The sequence below is a fragment of the Anaerococcus prevotii DSM 20548 genome (assembly GCF_000024105.1).
Lineage (GTDB): Bacteria > Bacillota > Clostridia > Tissierellales > Peptoniphilaceae > Anaerococcus > Anaerococcus prevotii.
This window is the reverse complement of the sequence record NC_013171.1, coordinates 535,247-554,135: the sequence shown is the minus strand read 5'-3', so window position 1 is coordinate 554,135 and position 18,889 is coordinate 535,247. Positions and strand designations below refer to the sequence as shown.

Below are 18,889 nucleotides of genomic sequence, written 5' to 3'. Positions count from 1 at the left end.
TTAGTCCTCTTTTCTGATAACCATGTATCTGATTACAAAGTCTGAAAGTCTTAGTCTTCTTTCAAATTCTTTGATATGGTCTGGGTTAGAATCGAAGTCTACGATGTAGTAATAACCTTCTTTAAGGTCATTAATTTCGTAAGCTAGTTTTCTTTTTCCCCAATCATCAACGTTAGTTACTTCACCGTCTTGACCTATGATATCTTTAAATCTGTCAAGTAGGCTTTCTCTTTCACTATCCGCCATGTCAGCTTTGAAAATCAACACTGCTTCGTATTTATTCATGTATATTTCACCTCCCTGTGGTCTTGACCCCGTTAATTACTTACGGAGTAGAGAATTATTACCTATGTATAATACTATAGGCAATCTTCTTTGTCAAGAATTTTCTTATAAATTATAGCTATTAGAAGATTGCTCATTTACTTTATAAATCGCATTAGCTATAGCCCTTGACATAACTTTAGCCGAAAGGGCTCCTACTATATTTACATCAGCTGCTATTTTGTTAGTAGCTAGGGCAAATATTGTATCCCCATCAAACATGGTATGGACTGGATTGATCGATCTAGCATAAGCATCGTGGCTCATTTGGCAAATCTTAGTAAGCTTTGTCTTATCAAAGATCGCATTTGTCGCAACAAGGCCTATTGTCGTATTCTTTCCTTCAACTTCTGAAAAGCTCTGGGCGATTTTTCCTATATTCTCCATAGTGTTTATAATCTTTCCATCTACTTTTGGCCCTGCAATTTGGATTCCTTTTTCATAATCGAAGATATCTCCGAAGGCATTTACACAAACCATAGCAGATACAACTAGTTTTCCTAATTTCATAGAAGCTTGACCGAGTCCTGATTTCATGGCCTTATCCATACCCAGACCCTTTCCTACAGTAGCTCCAGTTCCTGCCCCAATTATTCCTTGATCCTTGTTATCGTAGCTAGCGTTTTCGTAGGCAAGCTTTGCCATCTTAGCATCAGGTCTTGCCTTGGGGTCTTTGTAGGCCATGTCGAATAGGACAGCCTGGCTTACAATCGGTACAATGCCGCATCCTACATCAAAGCCTCTTCCGTCTTTTTCCAGAGCCTCCATTAGTCCACTTGCCGCATCGAGCCCGTAGGCAGAGCCGCCAGAAAGAATTATGCCATTTACTTCGCTTACTTGATTGATTGGGCTAAGTAGGTCCGTTTCTCTCGTTCCTGGAGCAGATCCTCTAACCTCTACGGCTGCTGTGTTTCCTGAATCCGGGATTATCACACTAAGGCCTGTCCCTCCCTTAAAATCACTTGCGTGTCCTAGCTTAATTCCACCAACATCTGTTAGAAATCCTTCATAAATCAATGTAATTCCTCATTTCTATAAGCATCCATCATAGAACCAAAGACATCTGAACTTGATGGTGGAGTGTAGGAGATTGCATTGGCTCCTGCCTCTATAGTTTCTAGGATTTGCTCGCCATTCTTTCCTCCTGTGGCTATTATTGGAAATTTATCTCCAATATTTTTTCTAATCTCACGAACTAGGGCTGCTGTGTATTTGCCTCCTGACACATTTAGGATTTCCGCTCCTGCTGCAATTTTTCCCATATAGTCATTTTCAAAGCTTACAACTGAGGCAATTACAGGTATATCTACAAAATCAGATATGGCTTTGATATCTTCGTTTGGTATGGGTGAGTTTACTACAACACCGTAAGCTCCAGCAAGTTCTGCCTCAATGGCAATATATTTGGACCTTAATCCTTGAGTTGTTCCACCTCCCACTCCTATAAAACAAGGGACGTTTGATACGTCTAGGATTGCCTGGGAGATGGAGTTTTGTGGAGTGTAAGGATAGACTGCCATGATAGAGTCCGCATTTGAGTTTCTTATTATGGCAAGGTCTGTGGTAAACAAGAGTGACTTGATTCTTTTTTCAAAAATCATGATACCACTAGCCCTGTAGATCTCCTTTGGGACTGTGATAAAAGATTTCCTAAGTTTTGAATGAACTTGGGGTATGTATTTTTCCTTTTTGTCTGTCATTTTATCCTCTATTTCTATTTTTATAAGCTTTCATCTTTCAAAATATATTCTACAAGCATTAAAAGTTTTTACAATAAAAGACCCAGCAGCTGCCGGGCCTTAGACAAATGAGCTTATTTTCTAAAATATTTACGAAAAACAGCTTTAGCTATTAAATACTTCTCTATTTAGCTTTCCTTCACTTGCTGCAACTATTAGGGCAGAAGAGTTGGCTGCGACTACATTTGTAGATGTCCTTCCCATATCTGCTAGAGAAGAAATTGGTGCTAGGAGAACTACCATTTCTAGAGGAAGTCCCATAGCAGCAAAAACTGCAGTAGTTGCTATAGTTGCCGTTCCTGGTACACCGACAGTTCCTAGAGAAACTAGAAGGGCTATTAGTACTAGCTTAACATAGTCAAATCCTCCAAAATCAAGTCCCATAACATTTATTGTAAGAACAGCATTCATCACTGGCCAAAAGCCTGCACAACCTGGCATGCCCATGGTTGCCCCAAGTGGAGCTACGAAAGAGGCTATATCTTCTGAGACTCCTTGAGTCTTTTCTAGATTTTCCATATTTACTGGAAGAGATCCCATTGATGATTGAGTTGTAAAACCAACTACTTGAGCAGGCCATGCATTTTTGAAGTACTTTACAGGATTTACCTTAGCAAATACAGAAACAAGGGCTCCTGTCGTAATAAATGAATGGATAGCACTTGCAACATAGTTTAAAACTAAGATTAGTAAAAGTGGCTTAACAGCTTCATAGTCAATCTTTGATACAGCTTCTGCCATTAAAGATAGGACAGCAAAAGGTGTAAGACTTGTAATCATACTTGTAAGCTGATAGATTATCTCTGCAAAGGAATTGATAAAGTCCTTAAAGGCCGTAACTTTCTCTCCTTCTCCCTTATCAACTAGCTTAAGGGCTGCTATTGAAACTAGGATAGAGAAAATTATTACAGGAATTACCATCCCATCTCCTGCGTTTGAAATAATATTTGATGGAAAGAAGTTTGTAATAGTCTCTGCTACAGTAGGCACTTCCTTAACTTCGCTTGCTTCTGGCAAAGGGATACTCGCTCCCTTACCTATAGAAAAGATAACAGCAAGGATTAGACCAATTGTTGATCCTAAGATATTATGGAGACTTAGTATGCCCACAGACTTAAGCCCTACGCTTCTAAGCTTGCCCAGAGAACCAGTATTTAGGGTTGTTCTTATAATGGTAGCAAATAAGAGCGGTATAACCATTGCTGATAACAATCTTATAAAAACTTTCCCAAAAATTGCTACATATTCAGTTGATCCAGCAAAGAAATATCCCAAGCCTAGACCCAAGATAGCCGCCAAAATTACTCTCTTAGCAAAAGAAATATTTTTTTCTTTCATTTTCCCTAAGAGGAAAAATAGGCCTATCGTTATTATTAATGAAATAAATTTCATGTTACCTCCTATATTTTTCGTTTATCATATATCATATTGTTTTACTAGGAAATTTAAAGACTAATTTATTTTTTTATAAAAATTGATGTTTCGAAGGGCCTAAGGAGAAGATTATCAACCATCTTTCTTTGACCGTAATTTCCCAAAGCGAGTTTGTAGGAGGAATAATCTGCCAGATACATAGAAATAGGAAGGAGAAATTCCTTTTGGCTTAGATTGTTGATTACAAGAGCTTTCTCATTTTTATATCGTCTGATATAGGCAAAGACGTCCTTATCCTTTTTGAAAATCTCAAGAAAATCTCCCCTTGTCAAAGACTTGTTTTCTTTCCTTACTCTAGAAAGATTTTCTATATAGGAAGTAAGCTTATAAAAGGGTCCCTCCATTTCGAAATCTATATCACTGCTTTCTAAATAAACGGGTCCTTTGAGGGCTAGGATATTAGATATTTTCTGACTTATGCTAAAATAAGCAAAATTTTTAGAGAATTTGTTTGAGAAATCATCCCAAGTCTTAGCAAAAATCGGGCCACTTTCATAAAAAGAATTTAAATCTTCTATCTTAAGATGATCTATCATAGCTTGGATGAAAGAAAAGTCAGTCTTCCCAGTAGAAGATAAGTACTTGATAAACTGAGGCTTATCTATTAGGCTTGTCGTAAGCACATCTTCATTTAGGTGACGAACATTTTTATTAATTTCTCTAATCTCCTCTAAGAAATTTTTATCATCTAGTATCTCTGATAAATTTAAAAAATCAAAAGCAGCTATTCCTCTTTTGACAAGGAAGTTTAAAAATGATAGCACTGCTCTTTTGACCTTGGTATTTTCCCAGGTCAAATCACCTAATTTTGAATCGAGAAGATTTTTAGATAAGATCAATAAATCAAGCCTAAGCATAAGACCAAAGCCTTGTTTCTTCAAGAATTCATTTAAAGAGAAAATCTCCCTTAAATAATCATCATTTATAAATTCTCCCATATCAATAGCTATGAAATTAACACCCAGCTTCTTGTAAGTAGGAAGATTATCTTTTGTTTTTTCTATTGAATTTTCTTTATAAATAAATAATTCATCAGTCTCTCTCATAATCGCTTAATACTTAATGTACATTAATTTGATAGCCTTTACAATTAGGGTATAAATATTGCTATAGAAAAGAGGATATATGTTAGAACTTAAAAGTATCACAAAAATATACAAGACAGGCGACTTCGAACAGAAGGCCTTAGACGAAGTTTCGATTTCCTTTAGGAAAAATGAATTCGTCTCCATCTTAGGAAGAAGCGGTGGTGGTAAGACAACCCTGCTTAATATAATAGGAGGTCTAGATAAGTATACTTCTGGAGATCTCTTGATAGATGGTAAGTCTACCAAAAACTTCAAGGATTCTGATTGGGATTATTATAGAAATGTTTCGGTTGGCTTTATCTTCCAATCCTACAATCTAATAAGCCATCAAACGATCCTTTCAAATGTTGAGCTTGCCCTAACCCTTTCTGGCGTGAAGAAGGAAGATAGGAAGAGGCGAGCCATAGAAGCCCTTGATAAGGTAGGACTTAAAGATCATATCTACAAGAAACCAGCCGAGCTATCTGGCGGACAGATGCAAAGAGTTGCCATAGCCCGCGCCTTGGTAAACAATCCAGAAATCGTCCTTGCTGACGAGCCAACAGGAGCTCTAGATACCAACACATCTAAGCAAATTATGGATCTGTTAAAGGAAATATCTAAGGACAGGCTGGTCATAATGGTAACCCACAACCCAGAACTTGCCGAAAAATATTCTACAAGGATTGTCAAAATCCGTGACGGGGTAATCCTTGATGATTCAGACCCTTATGAGGAAAAAAATGATGAAGAAAATTTTAAGACTAGAAGGCTAAATTTAGGAATAAAACAAGCCCTTAACCTCTCCTTTAACAATCTCTTGACCAAAAAGGCAAGGACAATTCTTACTGCCTTTGCGGGGTCTATTGGAATTATAGGAATTGCCCTAATAATTTCTATATCAAAGGGTGCGGATGACTTTATAGCAGAAAGTCAGAGAAATGCCCTAAAGTCCTACCCTATCCAGATTCAGAAGGAGTCCTTAAACCTAGAAAATATCTTAACTCCTCCAGAAAGGAAAGATAAGGCCAATTCAACTAAGGATGTAATCTCAAACAACATGATTCTTAAAAGAAGAAACGAGCTTTCCGCATCCTACAGCGAAAACAACCTCACTCCCTTCAAAAAATACATGGAAGATAACAAGAAGAAACTATCCGACGAAATCGGCGGCAATTTTGTGACCTATTCTTATGATACAAACTTTGATATCTTCACCAAAGATCCAAAGGGAGATTTAATTAATACAGACGGATCAGAATTTGAGGAAAGGGAAGATAATTTTATGGCAAATCTCCTAAAACCCCAATCTTCAAACAAGAACTTCACCGAGCTTATAAGCAGAGAAGACGGTAAAGTTTCAAAGATGATCACAGATGACTATGAAATAATAGAAGGAAGCTGGCCGAAGGAAGCCACAGACCTAGTTCTTTTTACAGATTACAACAACGAGATCATGACCCAAAGACTCTACGAGATTGGACTTTTACCTAGCAAGGACTACAAGGATATCTTAGCAAAACTTGATAATAAGGAAAAAATCGACATCAAAGAAGCAAAACTTAGCCCAAAAGATATCATAGGTCATGAGTACAAAATCCTCACAGGATCAGACTATTACGAAAAATCTGGCGATTCTTTCATTGATATAAGTGACGATGAAGCTAAGAAAAAGGAATTAATTGACAAGGCAATAAGTGCCAAAATCGTAGGAATAGCAAGGAAAAAGACCAACGATGACAATCAAATCATAGACTCTCCCCTAGCCTATTCCAGAGATCTAACAGACCTTCTTATAAAGCATGTAGAAGATTCAGAAATAGCTAAGGCCCAACTTGCGAATAAAGATAAAAACATCCTCAATAACCTTCCCTTTACGGCATCAAGCGTCGAGGAGAAACAAAATATAGGTAAATCCTTCCTAGAAAATCTAGACAGTAAGGAAGAAATGAAGGTAAACACCTATCTAATGAGAAATAAACCTGAGCTTATGGATGAGCTAAGCGAAAAAACCAAAGAAATCCAAAGCAAGAATCCTATGGCTCTTGCAGAAAATCAAGACAATAAAAATAATAATAGGGCTCTAATAGACTACGCCCTTGACAAAAACGACAAAAATCTCTATCTCGACATTTACGATGAGTTCCTAAGAGATGCGACTTATAGCAAGAACCTAGAAAAGTTCGGTCTAGTATCCAAAGATGCCCCATCAAATATCTCAATCTATGTTGAAAACTTTGAAAATAGGGACAAGATCAAGGACTTCATCAAAGAATATAACGATGGTAAGAGTGAAAATGAGAAGATCGCCTACACAGACTATATAGGCCTAATCTCCTCATCAATTACTCAAATAATCTCCGCCATATCCTATCTCTTGATAGCCTTTGTCGGAGTAAGTCTTGTTGTATCCTCTATAATGATTGGAATAATAACCTACATCTCAGTTCTTGAAAGAGTAAAAGAGATTGGAATCTTAAGATCAATCGGAGCGAGCAAGAAGGATATAAGAAAAGTCTTCCTATCAGAAACCTTTATAATAGGTCTCTTGTCAGGCTTAATAGGAATTGGAGCTACCATGCTAATAAATATTCCATTATCAAAGCTAATCCAAAATATGAGTGGGATAGAAGAAATAAGAGCCTTCCTCCCAGCCAAGGCAGGACTAATACTGGTATTAATTTCTGTAGGACTTACCCTAATCGCAGGAATTATCCCATCAAGTATTGCAGCTAAAAAAGACCCAGTAAAGGCCTTATCAGCCGAGTAACTTTCTTAATAATTAAATGATAATTACCGTCAGGTCAATTGATTTGGCGGTTTTTTATCTGTAACTTATAGGCATTATTTTAATTTAGCCATTATTTTGTTATAAGTAATATAATAGATTTATATTTTTCTAAATAAGACTATCTTAAAAACAAAGTAGTTGAAAGAGATTATCATTATTGACAAGTCCTTGTTTTTTTATTATACTATACTTAACTAATGTATGACTGGTGTACAATATCTGTCATTTTATTTTTAGTTTTTTTAAAATAAATATAAAAACTTTTGTCACAGGTCTAATTAGTAAAGGAGGAAATATGAAAATAAGTAAAAAAGTAAGCTTATCCCTAGCCTTGTTATTGGCTGTTAATTTCATGAGTTTAAGTGCTCCAACAAGCAAGGCAGATGAATCTATTAACATAGATGAAGTAGAAAAAGTTCTAGATGAAATTGACAAGGATAAGGTTGAAAGCAAAGTCGATGAGAATAAAGCTCCTCAAACCGACTCAAGTGAAAGTGCCGATATGGCTTCTTCAACAAAGGAAACTGTGGATGATGAAAGAGTAAAAAAGGCCAAAGAAGAACTCAAGGCCTACCTTGATGGTTTAGATGAAGCTGCTATTGACAATCCTTCTATAAAGTTTGAAGGAAATAGCAGACAAGAGCTTAAAAATGCTTTAAAGAGATCAAGGGACTTGCTTGAAGATAATAATATCGATCAAGAAAAGCTTAGTGAAATTGAAAAAATTCCTTTTAAGAAAGTAAATGGAAAAAAACAAGGACTTTTCAGGGATTTTACCCACAAGGCCTTGGTTGACTTTGAAGTTCTTGGTCAAAGAACAAAGACAAACCCACACAACAATAAAAATTATTCATTACTTAACGATAATAAGATATTTATCAAATCTAGTCTAAAAGGACTAAAGAAGGCTAGTGAAAATAAAAATCAATTTATCAAATTGAATTATGTAACTGATGAAGATTACGAGGCGGTCAATGTAGATGGGATTAGTTCTTCTACACCAAAATACAATAAACAAAAACTTCCTGAAGCTGATTATAAGATTATAGAAGTTGACGGCGGTTATGTAGTAGAAATCCTTAATATGCCTGAAAATACTAAATTTATCAAGCCTATAGTCCTCAAAAAACTTGCCGATGGGACATTTTTTGAAAATGGAGATTTAGTTTTTGCCATAAATGAAAGTCCAAAGCAAGGAGATAAGACTGAAAATAAGGATAAAACAACTACAAAGGATAAAGATTCTACTAAGGATAAAGATTCTATTAAAGATAAAGATTCTATTAAAGATAAAGATTCTATTAAAGATAAAGATTCTATTAAAGATAAAGATTCTATTAAAGATAAAGATTCTATTAAGGATAAAACAGCTGCAAAGGATAAAAACTATGCGAAGAAACAAGAAAAGAAGGAAGATAAACAAGCAGCTCCTAATTCTAAAACAGGAGTTGAGTCTTCATTAGGGCTTGTTTCCACTTTATTCGCAAGCTCTTTAGCCTTCCTTTCTATAAAGAGAAAAAAATAAATTTAAGTTCCTATAATTTATAAGGACTTAAAGATTATGGGCATTTTTCAAATAATTTAATAATAATTAAAGCTAAGGGCGAGTTTTCTATTTTTGCTAGAAGGCTCGCCATAATTTTTTTAGACTTACTTAGTTTAGTAAGTGGTTTTGTTAGGGATTAGTATTTTATTTTACAAATTATTTTGCTATAATTCATATATGAGATAAATAAGGAGGCAATATGGGAATAGTACAAGTTATAAAAGGATCTGTTAGTGAAACGATGACAAGCCAATGGAAGGAGCTCGTAACAGTAGGTGAGTTTGAGGAAGATACTGCTGTTAGCCCTGGCTACATCATCTATGGCGGTGATAAAAAGTACAAAAAAGATGTTGGTTATTTAACAAGCGGATCAAAAATTCTTGTTCCCTTAAATACTTGTGCCTTTATATTTACAAATGGTGGTATAGAAGAGGTTATAGCAGAACCTGGTGCCTATATTTACGAAGGAGGGCAAAAGTCCATCTTTAATATGGACGGAATCGCTTCTTCGATTTTAGGCCAACTTAGCGATAGGATTTCTTTTGGAGGAACTAATCCCAACACTTCACAAATCGCCTTTCTCAATCTAAGAGAAATTAGAAATATAAAATTTGGAACCAGGACTCCTATTATTTACAATGACATTTTCTATGGAGTTGACCTGGAGGTTATAGCTAGGGGAAATTATTCGATAAAAATCAATGACCCAGCTACTTTTATATATGACTTCCTCCCTGCCAATGCTTCTTCCTATAGTTTTGGCGATTTTAATGCTAGAAGTCAAATTAATTCCGAGTTCTTGCAATCTTTTACATCTAGCATTAATTTATTTTCCAAAGAATTTAGGATATCAGAACTTCCATCCAAGGCAAAGGATATTGTAAATCTCATCCTTAAAGATGAATCTTATGCTGGTTCTTGGCTTAAAAGATTCGGCTTTGAATTAGTAAATATTGGAATTGATAGCATAGATTTTTCTGAAAAATCCAAGCTTTTGATAAATAAGTTCTCCGAAAATAGGATGGATATGCTCTCTTATGAAAATATATCTCAAACTAGCGCAGATATTAGATACAAGCAAAAAATCGCAGAAGGCATTAAAGATCATGGCCTAGGCGATGGAGCTGGCATGGTTTTTGCCATGAATGATGTCTTTAATCAAGGAGAAAATAGGAGGGAAGAAAATTCTTCAAAGAAGACATCCTTATCTATCGACGAGCAAATAGAAACACTCACTAAACTTAAGAAATTACTAGATAGCGGCATACTCACAGAAGAAGAATTTGCCCTAAAGAAAAAGGAAATATTAGGACTATAATTATGACAAGAAATAAAGAAATCTCATGGCTAAAAATAACAATCTGGTTAATAATCTTCTATCCAGTTGGTTTTTACCTAATTTTTAAGAAACTAACTTCTAAAAGGAAAATTAAGGATAATTTTGATAAGTATGTCGTTAGCAATACTTATAATTATTACTATAGGGATGATGGAGAAGCTAAGGATAAAAAGGTCGATTCTTATAAAATAGACCAAGACCTCATAAAAAACGAGCCTACTCATCAAAGAATAATCCAAGATAAGCTCGATAAGATGGCAAAGGAAATCAAAAAAAGGAAAAATCTTGGCATAGGACTAATGGTTTTTGGAGGACTTTATCTATTAGGAAGTCTCTCCCAATTTACTTTTTCATCAATTTTCTTCAGTTTCTTATTTATTTCGGCAGGTTTTTTATTAATCTCCCTTAACAAAAATAAGGCTGATATAATAAGTCTTGCCAATAAATATATAGGCATAATTAAAGATAGGAAAACTCCTTATATAAAGGACATAGCCGCAGCTTCTAATACTAGTTACGAGATTGCAAGTTCTGAATTGCAATACCTAATCGATGTCAATATTTTAGAAGCGACCTACATTGATTATGATAAAAAAATAATCCACACTCCTTTAATTGAAGGTTCTGTATATAGTGATGCTGATAAAAGTACTGACCCAGAAATAATCGAGTGTAAATATTGTGGTGGAGTTAATGAAGTAAAAGATGATAAATACATATGCCAATTTTGTGGATCTCCCCTTAAATAATAAATTTAGCCCCTCGAGCAAAATCTTGCTAAGAGGGGCTAATTTTGAAAGTAATTTTCTAGCTTCTTTTTATAAAGGCAAGGCTTTCGTAAGGCCTTAGCCTTATTTTTTTGTCTACTTTTCTTTCTCCATAATTTCCTAAGAGATATTCGAATTTATCATAATTTTCTAGGATTTTTTCAAGATCGACTGTAACTTCCTCTCCTGAGAAGTTATTCATATTGATTAAAACTTCTCCCTCATATTCTCTGATGTAGGCGAAGATATGAGGATCATCTTCAAGGATTAGGAAGTAGAGACCATCGGAGATTATAGACTCTTCTTTTCTTAATTCTATTAGTTTCTTGTAATAATAGAATATTGAATCCTTATCCTCTAGGGCCTTTTCTGCATTTATTTCTTCATAATTATCATTTACCCCTATCCAAGGAGTTCCTGTCGTAAAGCCTGCATTTTCTGAGCCGTCCCATTGCATAGGAGTTCTAGAATTGTCTCTAGATTTTTTCTTGATAATATTTAAAGCTTCATCGGAACTTTTACCTTTTTCTAATAAATCCTTGTAGGCATTGATGCTTTCAATATCCTTGTAGTCATCAATTGAAGAAAAGTCAGGGTCTGTCATTCCGATTTCTTCTCCCTGGTAGATATAAGGGGTTCCTCTCATCATATGGATGGTCTGGGCAAGCATAGTAGCTGTTTCTTTCGGATAATTTTTAACATCTCCAAATCTATTGTTGGCCCTTGGCTGGTCGTGATTGTTCCAGAAAAGAGCATTCCAACCGCCCCCATCTTGGAGTCCCTTCTGCCATTTGTTTAGGATTTCCTTTAATTTCATAAAGTCAAAGTCCATGTCAGTCCACTTGTCCCCATCCTTGTAGTCTACCTTAAGATGGTGGAAGCTAAAGATCATGGAAAGCTCATCGCCTTCTGCTGCTGAGTACATGATAGAATTTTCTATATCAGTCGAGCTCATCTCTCCTACTGTAATTATCTCGGCGTTTTTCCCGAAAGTATGTTTGTTAAGCTCCCTTATCCACCTGTGAACTATAGGTGTGTCTGTGTAGAGCTTTTTCTCCTCGCTTATATCTCCTGAAGAATCTTCTAAGATTTGGCTTTTCCCTATTACATTTAAGACGTCAAATCTAAATCCTCCGATTCCCTTATCAATCCAATAGTTTACGATCTTGTAAAGCTCTTCTCTAAGGTCAGGATTGTGCCAATTAAGGTCGGCCTGGGTCTTATCGTAGAGGCAGAGATAGTATTTTCCACTATCTCCAAACTCATTCCAAGCAGGTCCTCCAAATTTGGACTGCCAATTTGTAGGATATGACCCGTCCTTTCCATCTCTTATATAGTAGAAACTTTGATATTTTTCATCACCTGCTAGGGCCTTCTTGAACCAAACATGCTCTGTCGATGTGTGGTTTAGTACCATATCAAACATTAACTTAATATTTGCCTTGTCAAACTCTGCAATGAGATTATCAAGGTCCTCATCAGTCCCAAAGGAAGGGTCTACATGGTAATAATCTGCTATGTCGTAGCCATTATCGTTTTGTGGAGAGATAAAGAAAGGATTGAGCCAAACCATATCTACTCCAAGCTCTTTTAGATAATCTACCTTTTGGCAGATTCCCTTAAGGTCTCCTATACCATTTCCTGACGTATCCTTAAAGCTTCTAGGATAGGCCTGGTAGATTACTTGTTTTCCTAGATTCATTTAACCTCCTAGCTAAAACTTGGTGTCTTAAATTCTATCTTGTTATGAAACATTTTCTTCTTTTCAAATACTACAGTAAGTACTACAGGCACAACTATTGCAATAGCCATGGATATGGCGAAGTTTAACCTAGATCCTCCCATTATTGAAAGAATTCCAGGAAGTCCACCTATACCTATGTTGTAGGCCATGGTTGAAGTTGATACAGAAAATACCGCTGCAAGGGCAGATCCAATCATTCCCGCTATAAATGGGAAGCCGTATTTGATATTGATACCAAAAAGAGCAGGCTCTGTAACTCCAAGATAGGCAGAAATTGCTGCTGGAACTGAGATTTGTTTCTCCTTCTCGTCTTTTCTGTGTAGGTAGATTATAGCTACTACTGCTGAGGCTTGGGCAATGTTTGATAGGGCAATCATTGGCCAAAGGATTGTTCCACCGAAGTCATTTGCAAGCTGAAGGTCGATTGCATTTGTCATATGGTGAAGTCCTGTAATAACAAGTGGCGCATAGAAGAAACCAAATACTGCAGCAAATAGCCAGTTAAAGGCTGAGGTCAATCCATTATATACTCCTGCAGAGATTAGTGAGCCTATCTTCCAACCAATAGGACCTAGGACTAAGTGAGCTAGAAGTACTGTTGGTATGAGTGAAAATAGGGGAACAAAAATCATTGATATTGCTTGAGGGATGACCTTCTTGAAGAATCTTTCAAGATAAACCAAGAGGAAGCCTGCAAGCATGGCTGGGATTACCTGGGCTTGGTAGCCAATTCTTTCTATTGTGAAGAATCCAAAGTCCCAGACAGGAATTTCTCCCCCACCTGCTATTGAATATGCATTGGCAAGTAGGTTAGGTGAAATCAAACAAATACCTAGAACAATTCCTAGAATTTGGGTTATACCCATCTTCCTTGTGATAGACCAGGTGATCCCTACTGGTAGGTAGTGGAAGATTGCTTCACATATAAGCCACAAGAAGTCATTTACCCCATTCCAAAAAACAGAAGTCTCTACGATTGTCTTTCCTCCAAGACTATCAAAAGGCATCTCTCCAAGAATATTTCTAAAACCTAAGAGCAAACCACCTACGATAATAGCTGGAATTAAAGGCGCAAAGATTTCCGCAAGGACTGAAGATACCCTTTGAAGGGCGTTCTGGTTTTTCACAGCATCCTTTTTTACTTCATCCTTGCTCTTTTCTGTGGCGTGTGATATAGCCATGAAGTCATTATAAAACTCATCTACATCGTTTCCAATAATAACCTGAAATTGGCCAGCCTGGGTGAAAGATCCTTTCACTGAAGGAAGATCTTCGATTTTTTCTACATCCGCCTTCTTTGGATCATTTAGTACAAAACGCATCCTGGTAACACAATGCGTAACAGATGAGATATTACTATCTCCTCCAATATATTGATGCAAAAGCTTCGCATCATCTGTATATTTTCCCATAAGTCCTCCTTATAATATTTCATATAGTACTTATACCCAAAATTATCGAAATAATTTAGCCTTACATGCAAATTAGAAACTTATTTTAAATCAAAAGTCTTGGGTAGATATTTAATAGAAGAAAAAGGAGGTTTTATGAGAAAAGATCTTGTTAAGGAGAGAATCTTACTAGCAATCAGCGCTGTATTTCTTTTGATAAACTTAGTTATAAATTATTTTCCAATAGATAATTCAAAGATAATCCTACTAATAGTTCTAGCTTGGCTTCCAATAATATTTTTAAATACGGAAATCGAACTAGATATTACGATCAAAGAAAGATTAAAGATTAACCTAACTTCATTTCTAATAGAAGTCCTTATAATTCTAGTCTCAGCCTTTATTTTTGATAGAGGGACTGGTAGGAGCTCTTTACTAGAGGAGAACAGCCTTATAGCTTTATATATTACAAGTGGCATATTTATAATCCAAGAATTGATCAAATATTTCTACGTATTAAGGAAAAATCCCTTCCGAAAATAAAATTAGAGGAGGCTATCATCTATCATAGCTTCCTCTATTATAGTCAAATTAATATCTCTTATTCTTCATTTTCTTCGTCCAAAATTTCTTGAACAGCTTCTTCAGATTTTTCTAACATATCCTTATTTTCTATATGGCTTCTTTCTATTAATCTTTTAAGCTTTTCCTTATCTTCTTTTGTATATTCCATATCATCATCGAGTTTCTTTCTCATATAATGATTGATGGCAAATCTTCTGATGTTTTCATACTTGATAGAAGTTCTTTCCTTATGATAGGCAAAAACTAAAATCACTAGCATGATAATACCAGCATAACCTATGATTGGATAAAATACTGATACAAGCTTCTTAAATCCTCCAAAGCTTAGGATAAACCCAGCAAGTGTTATAGTTACGAGAAGGATTTTAAACTTCCTCTCTTCTCCTCCGGAAAATCTACGTGCCAAAGCATAGAAAAGAGAAATTCCTGTATTAAATATCATGCCAAATATGACAAGTGCCATGACAGTTCCAAGGATTGGACTTATATCTTCTATTACATAGAGCATTGGTATATCTAGATCTTTTACTTCATTTACCCTAATAAACAAAGTAAGAACAATAAGTATACCCAATATTCCAACTAGAAGACCTCCAATAAGACCTCCTATACCAGCTTCTCCTGTATTAAGTTCATCTCCACCCAAAACTAGGGCCATAGAGACAGCTGTCATTATCGACATACCAAAATAGTTGAATAGGGAAAGAGTAACGCTTGAGAAGTTGCTTGGTAGACTCCTTGCAACAAGGTCAAGGCTTTTCCAGTCAGGTGTGTGATGGGTAAAGGTATAGATCGAAGCGATTAGGGTAAAGACTAGGATTAAAGGAGTAAAAGATCCTATAATCTGACTAACCCTCTCAAAATCTAGCATACCTACAACTATAATTAATAGGGCACAGATCACAGCTCCCAACCAGTTAGGTGTACCAAAGGCCTGGTTTAAGTTTGAACCAGCTCCTGCAATCATCACAAAACCTATTACAAAGCAAGTGAATATCAAGGATAAGTCCATAAATTTACTGATGACCTTATTGGTAATCTCATCAAAAACTTCCGAATGGTCATTTGCTAGATAATGGCTACCAAGTTGAAGTAGGAGTCCTCCTATTAACATATGTAAAAATGCGAGTACTACTACTCCGACTATGCCAGGAATACCCATTGATACAAAATACTGCATAAGCTCTTGGCCTGATGCTAGTCCTGCTCCAGTGATTACTCCTACATAGGCTAACATTATTCTTATAATTTTTTTATTCATAATTCCTCCGCTTTACTATGATACTTTTTTTCGTTTATTATTCAAATATAAATACTTTTAAAAAGTTAATTATTTTTTATATCTACTTCTATCTTTTATGCAAAATTATGGTAAGTTTTGAAGATTTTTCAATTTCTCTTAAGATTTTTTATGCAAAATTCAAATTTTCGGGTATAAATATAGGGTCAATGATAATCCGAACTAAAATACGAAGGAGACAGAATGGAAAAACAAAAGAAAAGCAAGAAGGTTGACCTACTGGCCAAGTTAGGCCTTTTGATTACGGCCATACTTTGGGGTTCTTCCCTAACAGTAGTAAAGCAATCGTCCGATACCTTTAACCCAAACTTTATATTGATGGTGAGGTTCGGTTTGTCAGCAATAATTCTTGCTATAATATTTAACAAGAAAATTAGAGAAGCTAGTAAGCACGATCTTAAGATAGGTCTTATTATAGGAATCTTCCTCTTTATGGCTTATTCCTCACAGACTTTGGGAGTAACTTACGCAGATCCTGGTAGGAGTGCCTTCCTTTCAGCATCATATTGTGTAATAGTTCCTTTCCTAGCCTGGGCTGTAACTAAGGTTAGACCAGATAAGTTTAACATTATTGCAGCGATTATAGCAGTAATCGGTATTTATTTTATATCCAAATCTGGAGTAGAGCCAGGAACATCAATTTTCGATGCCGATAAGGAAATGCTACTTGGAGATGGCCTTGCCCTACTCAGTGGTTTCCTATTTGCAGCCCACATCGTAGCTGTAAGTGTCTTATCTAAAGGGAAAGATCCTATACTTATGACAATCTTCCAATTCACTTCTGCAGCCATTATTGCAGCAATCGTGACCTTCACTATGGAAGATAACTCAAATATCGTTGTTAATGGCAATGGACCTTACCTAGAGCTCGCATATCTTGCGATTTTCTGTACAACAGTTGCCCTACTTCTACAAAATGTAGGTCAAAAATACACAGATGAATCATCAGCAGCAATCATTTTAGGTTTTGAATCAGTATTTGGTATTCTAATTCCTGTAATGCTTGGAATAGAAAAATTAACTACTAATTCAATTATTGGTTTTGTAATGATCTTTATAGCTATAATAATTTCAGAAACTAAACTTTCCTTTATCTTCGGAAATAAGGAAGAAGAAGACAAAACTAAAGAAAAAAAATAGCAAAGTAAAACTGCCCTGTGGGATTAGCCTGCAGGGCAGTTTTTGGAGGGAAAACTGTTTATCTTAGAATCCTTCTGCACCTTTGTAGAAGAAGTATCCTAGTGGTGTGTAGTATAGGCCTTTGATGTTTGGTTTCATCATATAAGAGTTGTTGTAGAAGTACAATGGTGCAACTACGTTATCTTCTCCTATAAGAATATCTTCAGCCTTGTGCATATTTTCCATTCTTTCGTCTGGATCTGATGTAGCCTTGGCAGCTTTTACGAACTTGTCGAACTCTGGGTTCTTGTATTGGGCATCGTTATTTCCACCGCCTGTTAGCCACATATCTATAAAGCTCATTGGATCGTTGTAATCTGCTATCCAACCGTGTCTTGCTATGTTGTAGTTTCCTTCTTTTCTTTCTTTGAGGAATACATTCCAGTCTTGGTTTTGTAGGCTAACTTGTACGCCTAAGTTTTCTTGCCACATGTTTTGTAGGGCTTCTGCTATAGCCTTGTGGTTTTCGTCGGTGTTGTACAAGTAATCGATTTGTGGGAAGCCTTCGCCATCTTTATAGCCTGCTTCTTCCATTAGCTTTTTAGCTTCTTCGATATTTTTTTCGTAATCTTCGTCATTTATAGAGTAATAATCTCCACCAACAGTTCTAAAGTCATCACCTTCAGCTCCCTTGGCATCATATACTCCAGATGGAACGTAAGCTGTAGCTGGCTCTTGGCCTTGACCTGTAACTTGGTTTACGATGAAGTTTCTATCTATGGCTAGAGAGAAGGCCTTTCTAACTTTTGGATCGTTGAATGGTTCTTTTTCAGTATTGAAGCATACGAAATATGTCCCTACATATGGTTTTATCTTTAGTTCTTTGGTATCTAGAAGTTTTTGGATTTCTTCTTGTGGAACTGAGTTAATAAAGTCTAAGTCTCCTGACCTATATGATGCATAGATTGCGTTTTGGTCATCTTGGAGGTGGAAGGCTAACTTTTCTGCCTTAACTGAGTCTTGATCATAGTATTCTGGGTTTTTGACCATAGATAAAGTAGAGTTGTGGTCCCACTTTTCTAGCTTGTAAGCTCCGTTTGATACTAATGTTTCTGGGCTATTTGTCCAAGTCTTGTTAGCTTCGATGATGTCTTTTCTTACTGGCATTACTGCAGGGAAGGCACATATTTCTTCGAAGTATGGACATTTTACATTTAGATTAACTACAAATGTTTTTGGATCTGGTGCAGAGATATCGAGCTTTTTCTCATCATAGCCCTTTACCATATCTAGCATATACTCATAGTCTGCTCCTGTTGCAGGATCTACTAGTCTGTTCCAAGAATACACGAAGTCATCTGCTGTGATTTCCTTTCCATCAGACCACTTAGCATCTCTTAGCTTGAAGGTCCAAGTCAAACCGTCATCTGATACTTCCCAGCTTTCCGCTATACCAGGTTTAAGGACTGCATTACCTTCCCCATCGTCGTCCCATCTGATTAGGGATTCGAATAGGTGGGATATCATTATAGCTCCATCCACTGAAGTGTTTAGGGCTGGGTCTATTGAGTCAGGCTCGCTTGCTATATTTATATCTAGGACTCCGTCCTTCTTGCCTTCTTCTTCATTTACTACCTCTTGATTGTTTCCATTTCCATTATCTGCCTTATCGTTATTTCCGCAGGCAGAAAATATCATAGACAAGCTCAGTAAGCCTATTAATAATTTACTCTTTGCTTTCAT

At 36.1% G+C, this 18,889-nt stretch carries 15 protein-coding genes; 6 read left to right on the top strand and 9 right to left on the bottom strand.

Translation table 11 applies throughout. The features are described 5' to 3' along the window. From rpsF to APRE_RS02535, 5 genes are all read right to left on the bottom strand, one after another. On the bottom strand, positions 1-285 hold the full coding sequence (rpsF, locus tag APRE_RS02555; protein ID WP_015777441.1) for a 30S ribosomal protein S6: 285 nt from the start codon (positions 283-285) through the stop codon (positions 1-3). Positions 286-390: 105 nt separating this feature from the next. Beyond that, positions 391-1,338 (bottom strand): P1 family peptidase, encoded by a 948-nt coding sequence (locus tag APRE_RS02550; protein ID WP_041449738.1) that lies wholly within the window; start codon positions 1,336-1,338, stop codon positions 391-393. Continuing rightward, positions 1,338-2,024 (bottom strand): hydrolase, encoded by a 687-nt coding sequence (locus APRE_RS02545; RefSeq protein WP_015777439.1) that lies wholly within the window; start codon positions 2,022-2,024, stop codon positions 1,338-1,340. The genes APRE_RS02550 and APRE_RS02545 overlap by 1 nt, the downstream gene beginning before the upstream one ends. Before the next feature lie 144 nt (positions 2,025-2,168). After that, positions 2,169-3,455: a dicarboxylate/amino acid:cation symporter gene (locus APRE_RS02540; RefSeq protein WP_015777438.1), complete on the bottom strand. Its 1,287-nt coding sequence runs from the start codon at positions 3,453-3,455 to the stop codon at positions 2,169-2,171. A 65-nt stretch (positions 3,456-3,520) separates the two neighbouring features. Further along, positions 3,521-4,543: a hypothetical protein gene (locus tag APRE_RS02535; protein WP_015777437.1), complete on the bottom strand. Its 1,023-nt coding sequence runs from the start codon at positions 4,541-4,543 to the stop codon at positions 3,521-3,523. A gap of 79 nt (positions 4,544-4,622) precedes the next feature. On the opposite strand from APRE_RS02535, the gene APRE_RS02530 reads away from it, so the two are divergent. The 4 genes from APRE_RS02530 (at position 4,623) to APRE_RS02515 (ending at position 10,989) form a co-directional block, all read left to right on the top strand. Beyond that, entirely contained in the window at positions 4,623-7,334 is a 2,712-nt protein-coding gene (locus tag APRE_RS02530; protein ID WP_015777436.1) for an ABC transporter ATP-binding protein/permease, read from the top strand. Positions 7,335-7,650: 316 nt separating this feature from the next. Further along, positions 7,651-8,880 (top strand): sortase, encoded by a 1,230-nt coding sequence (locus APRE_RS02525; protein ID WP_015777435.1) that lies wholly within the window; start codon positions 7,651-7,653, stop codon positions 8,878-8,880. 220 nt (positions 8,881-9,100) lie between these two features. Next, complete coding sequence (locus APRE_RS02520; RefSeq protein WP_015777434.1) at positions 9,101-10,219, top strand: SPFH domain-containing protein; 1,119 nt, start codon at positions 9,101-9,103, stop codon at positions 10,217-10,219. 2 nt (positions 10,220-10,221) lie between these two features. After that, positions 10,222-10,989, top strand: a complete 768-nt coding sequence (locus APRE_RS02515) for a hypothetical protein (protein ID WP_015777433.1) — start codon at positions 10,222-10,224, stop codon at positions 10,987-10,989. Positions 10,990-11,047: 58 nt separating this feature from the next. Here APRE_RS02515 and treC read toward each other — a convergent pair whose 3' ends face one another. Beyond that, on the bottom strand, positions 11,048-12,709 hold the full coding sequence (gene treC / locus APRE_RS02510) for an alpha,alpha-phosphotrehalase (RefSeq protein WP_015777432.1): 1,662 nt from the start codon (positions 12,707-12,709) through the stop codon (positions 11,048-11,050). Between the two features lie 8 nt (positions 12,710-12,717). Beyond that, complete coding sequence (gene treP, locus APRE_RS02505) at positions 12,718-14,163, bottom strand: PTS system trehalose-specific EIIBC component (protein WP_015777431.1); 1,446 nt, start codon at positions 14,161-14,163, stop codon at positions 12,718-12,720. Between the two features lie 135 nt (positions 14,164-14,298). Here treP and APRE_RS02500 point away from each other — a divergent pair, with 135 nt between their 5' ends. Beyond that, positions 14,299-14,685 carry a hypothetical protein gene (locus APRE_RS02500; RefSeq protein WP_015777430.1) on the top strand — a complete coding sequence of 129 codons (387 nt, stop codon included), beginning with the start codon at positions 14,299-14,301 and terminating at the stop codon, positions 14,683-14,685. Positions 14,686-14,743: 58 nt separating this feature from the next. On the opposite strand, the gene APRE_RS02495 is transcribed toward APRE_RS02500, so the two are convergent. After that, positions 14,744-15,988, bottom strand: a complete 1,245-nt coding sequence (locus APRE_RS02495) for a YkvI family membrane protein (protein WP_015777429.1) — start codon at positions 15,986-15,988, stop codon at positions 14,744-14,746. 222 nt (positions 15,989-16,210) lie between these two features. Here APRE_RS02495 and APRE_RS02490 point away from each other — a divergent pair, with 222 nt between their 5' ends. Further along, on the top strand, positions 16,211-17,167 hold the full coding sequence (locus tag APRE_RS02490) for a DMT family transporter (protein ID WP_015777428.1): 957 nt from the start codon (positions 16,211-16,213) through the stop codon (positions 17,165-17,167). A 63-nt stretch (positions 17,168-17,230) separates the two neighbouring features. Here the strand turns inward: APRE_RS02490 and APRE_RS02485 are convergent, their stop codons facing one another. Next, a complete protein-coding gene (locus tag APRE_RS02485) occupies positions 17,231-18,889 on the bottom strand; it encodes a peptide ABC transporter substrate-binding protein (RefSeq protein ID WP_015777427.1) in 1,659 nt (552 codons plus the stop codon).

Excerpts from the sequence above, each read along its gene's own strand:
- rpsF (WP_015777441.1), bottom strand. The coding sequence starts at position 285 with ATGAATAAATACGAAGCAGTGTTGATTTTCAAAGCTGACATGGCGGAT.
- APRE_RS02545 (WP_015777439.1), bottom strand. The coding sequence starts at position 2,024 with ATGACAGACAAAAAGGAAAAATACATACCCCAAGTTCATTCAAAACTT.
- APRE_RS02540 (WP_015777438.1), bottom strand. The coding sequence starts at position 3,455 with ATGAAATTTATTTCATTAATAATAACGATAGGCCTATTTTTCCTCTTA.
- APRE_RS02535 (WP_015777437.1), bottom strand. The coding sequence starts at position 4,543 with ATGAGAGAGACTGATGAATTATTTATTTATAAAGAAAATTCAATAGAA.
- APRE_RS02530 (WP_015777436.1), top strand. The coding sequence starts at position 4,623 with ATGTTAGAACTTAAAAGTATCACAAAAATATACAAGACAGGCGACTTC.
- APRE_RS02525 (WP_015777435.1), top strand. The coding sequence starts at position 7,651 with ATGAAAATAAGTAAAAAAGTAAGCTTATCCCTAGCCTTGTTATTGGCT.
- APRE_RS02520 (WP_015777434.1), top strand. The coding sequence starts at position 9,101 with ATGGGAATAGTACAAGTTATAAAAGGATCTGTTAGTGAAACGATGACA.
- APRE_RS02515 (WP_015777433.1), top strand. The coding sequence starts at position 10,222 with ATGACAAGAAATAAAGAAATCTCATGGCTAAAAATAACAATCTGGTTA.
- treC (WP_015777432.1), bottom strand. The coding sequence starts at position 12,709 with ATGAATCTAGGAAAACAAGTAATCTACCAGGCCTATCCTAGAAGCTTT.
- treP (WP_015777431.1), bottom strand. The coding sequence starts at position 14,163 with ATGGGAAAATATACAGATGATGCGAAGCTTTTGCATCAATATATTGGA.
- APRE_RS02500 (WP_015777430.1), top strand. The coding sequence starts at position 14,299 with ATGAGAAAAGATCTTGTTAAGGAGAGAATCTTACTAGCAATCAGCGCT.
- APRE_RS02495 (WP_015777429.1), bottom strand. The coding sequence starts at position 15,988 with ATGAATAAAAAAATTATAAGAATAATGTTAGCCTATGTAGGAGTAATC.
- APRE_RS02490 (WP_015777428.1), top strand. The coding sequence starts at position 16,211 with ATGGAAAAACAAAAGAAAAGCAAGAAGGTTGACCTACTGGCCAAGTTA.
- APRE_RS02485 (WP_015777427.1), bottom strand. The coding sequence starts at position 18,889 with ATGAAAGCAAAGAGTAAATTATTAATAGGCTTACTGAGCTTGTCTATG.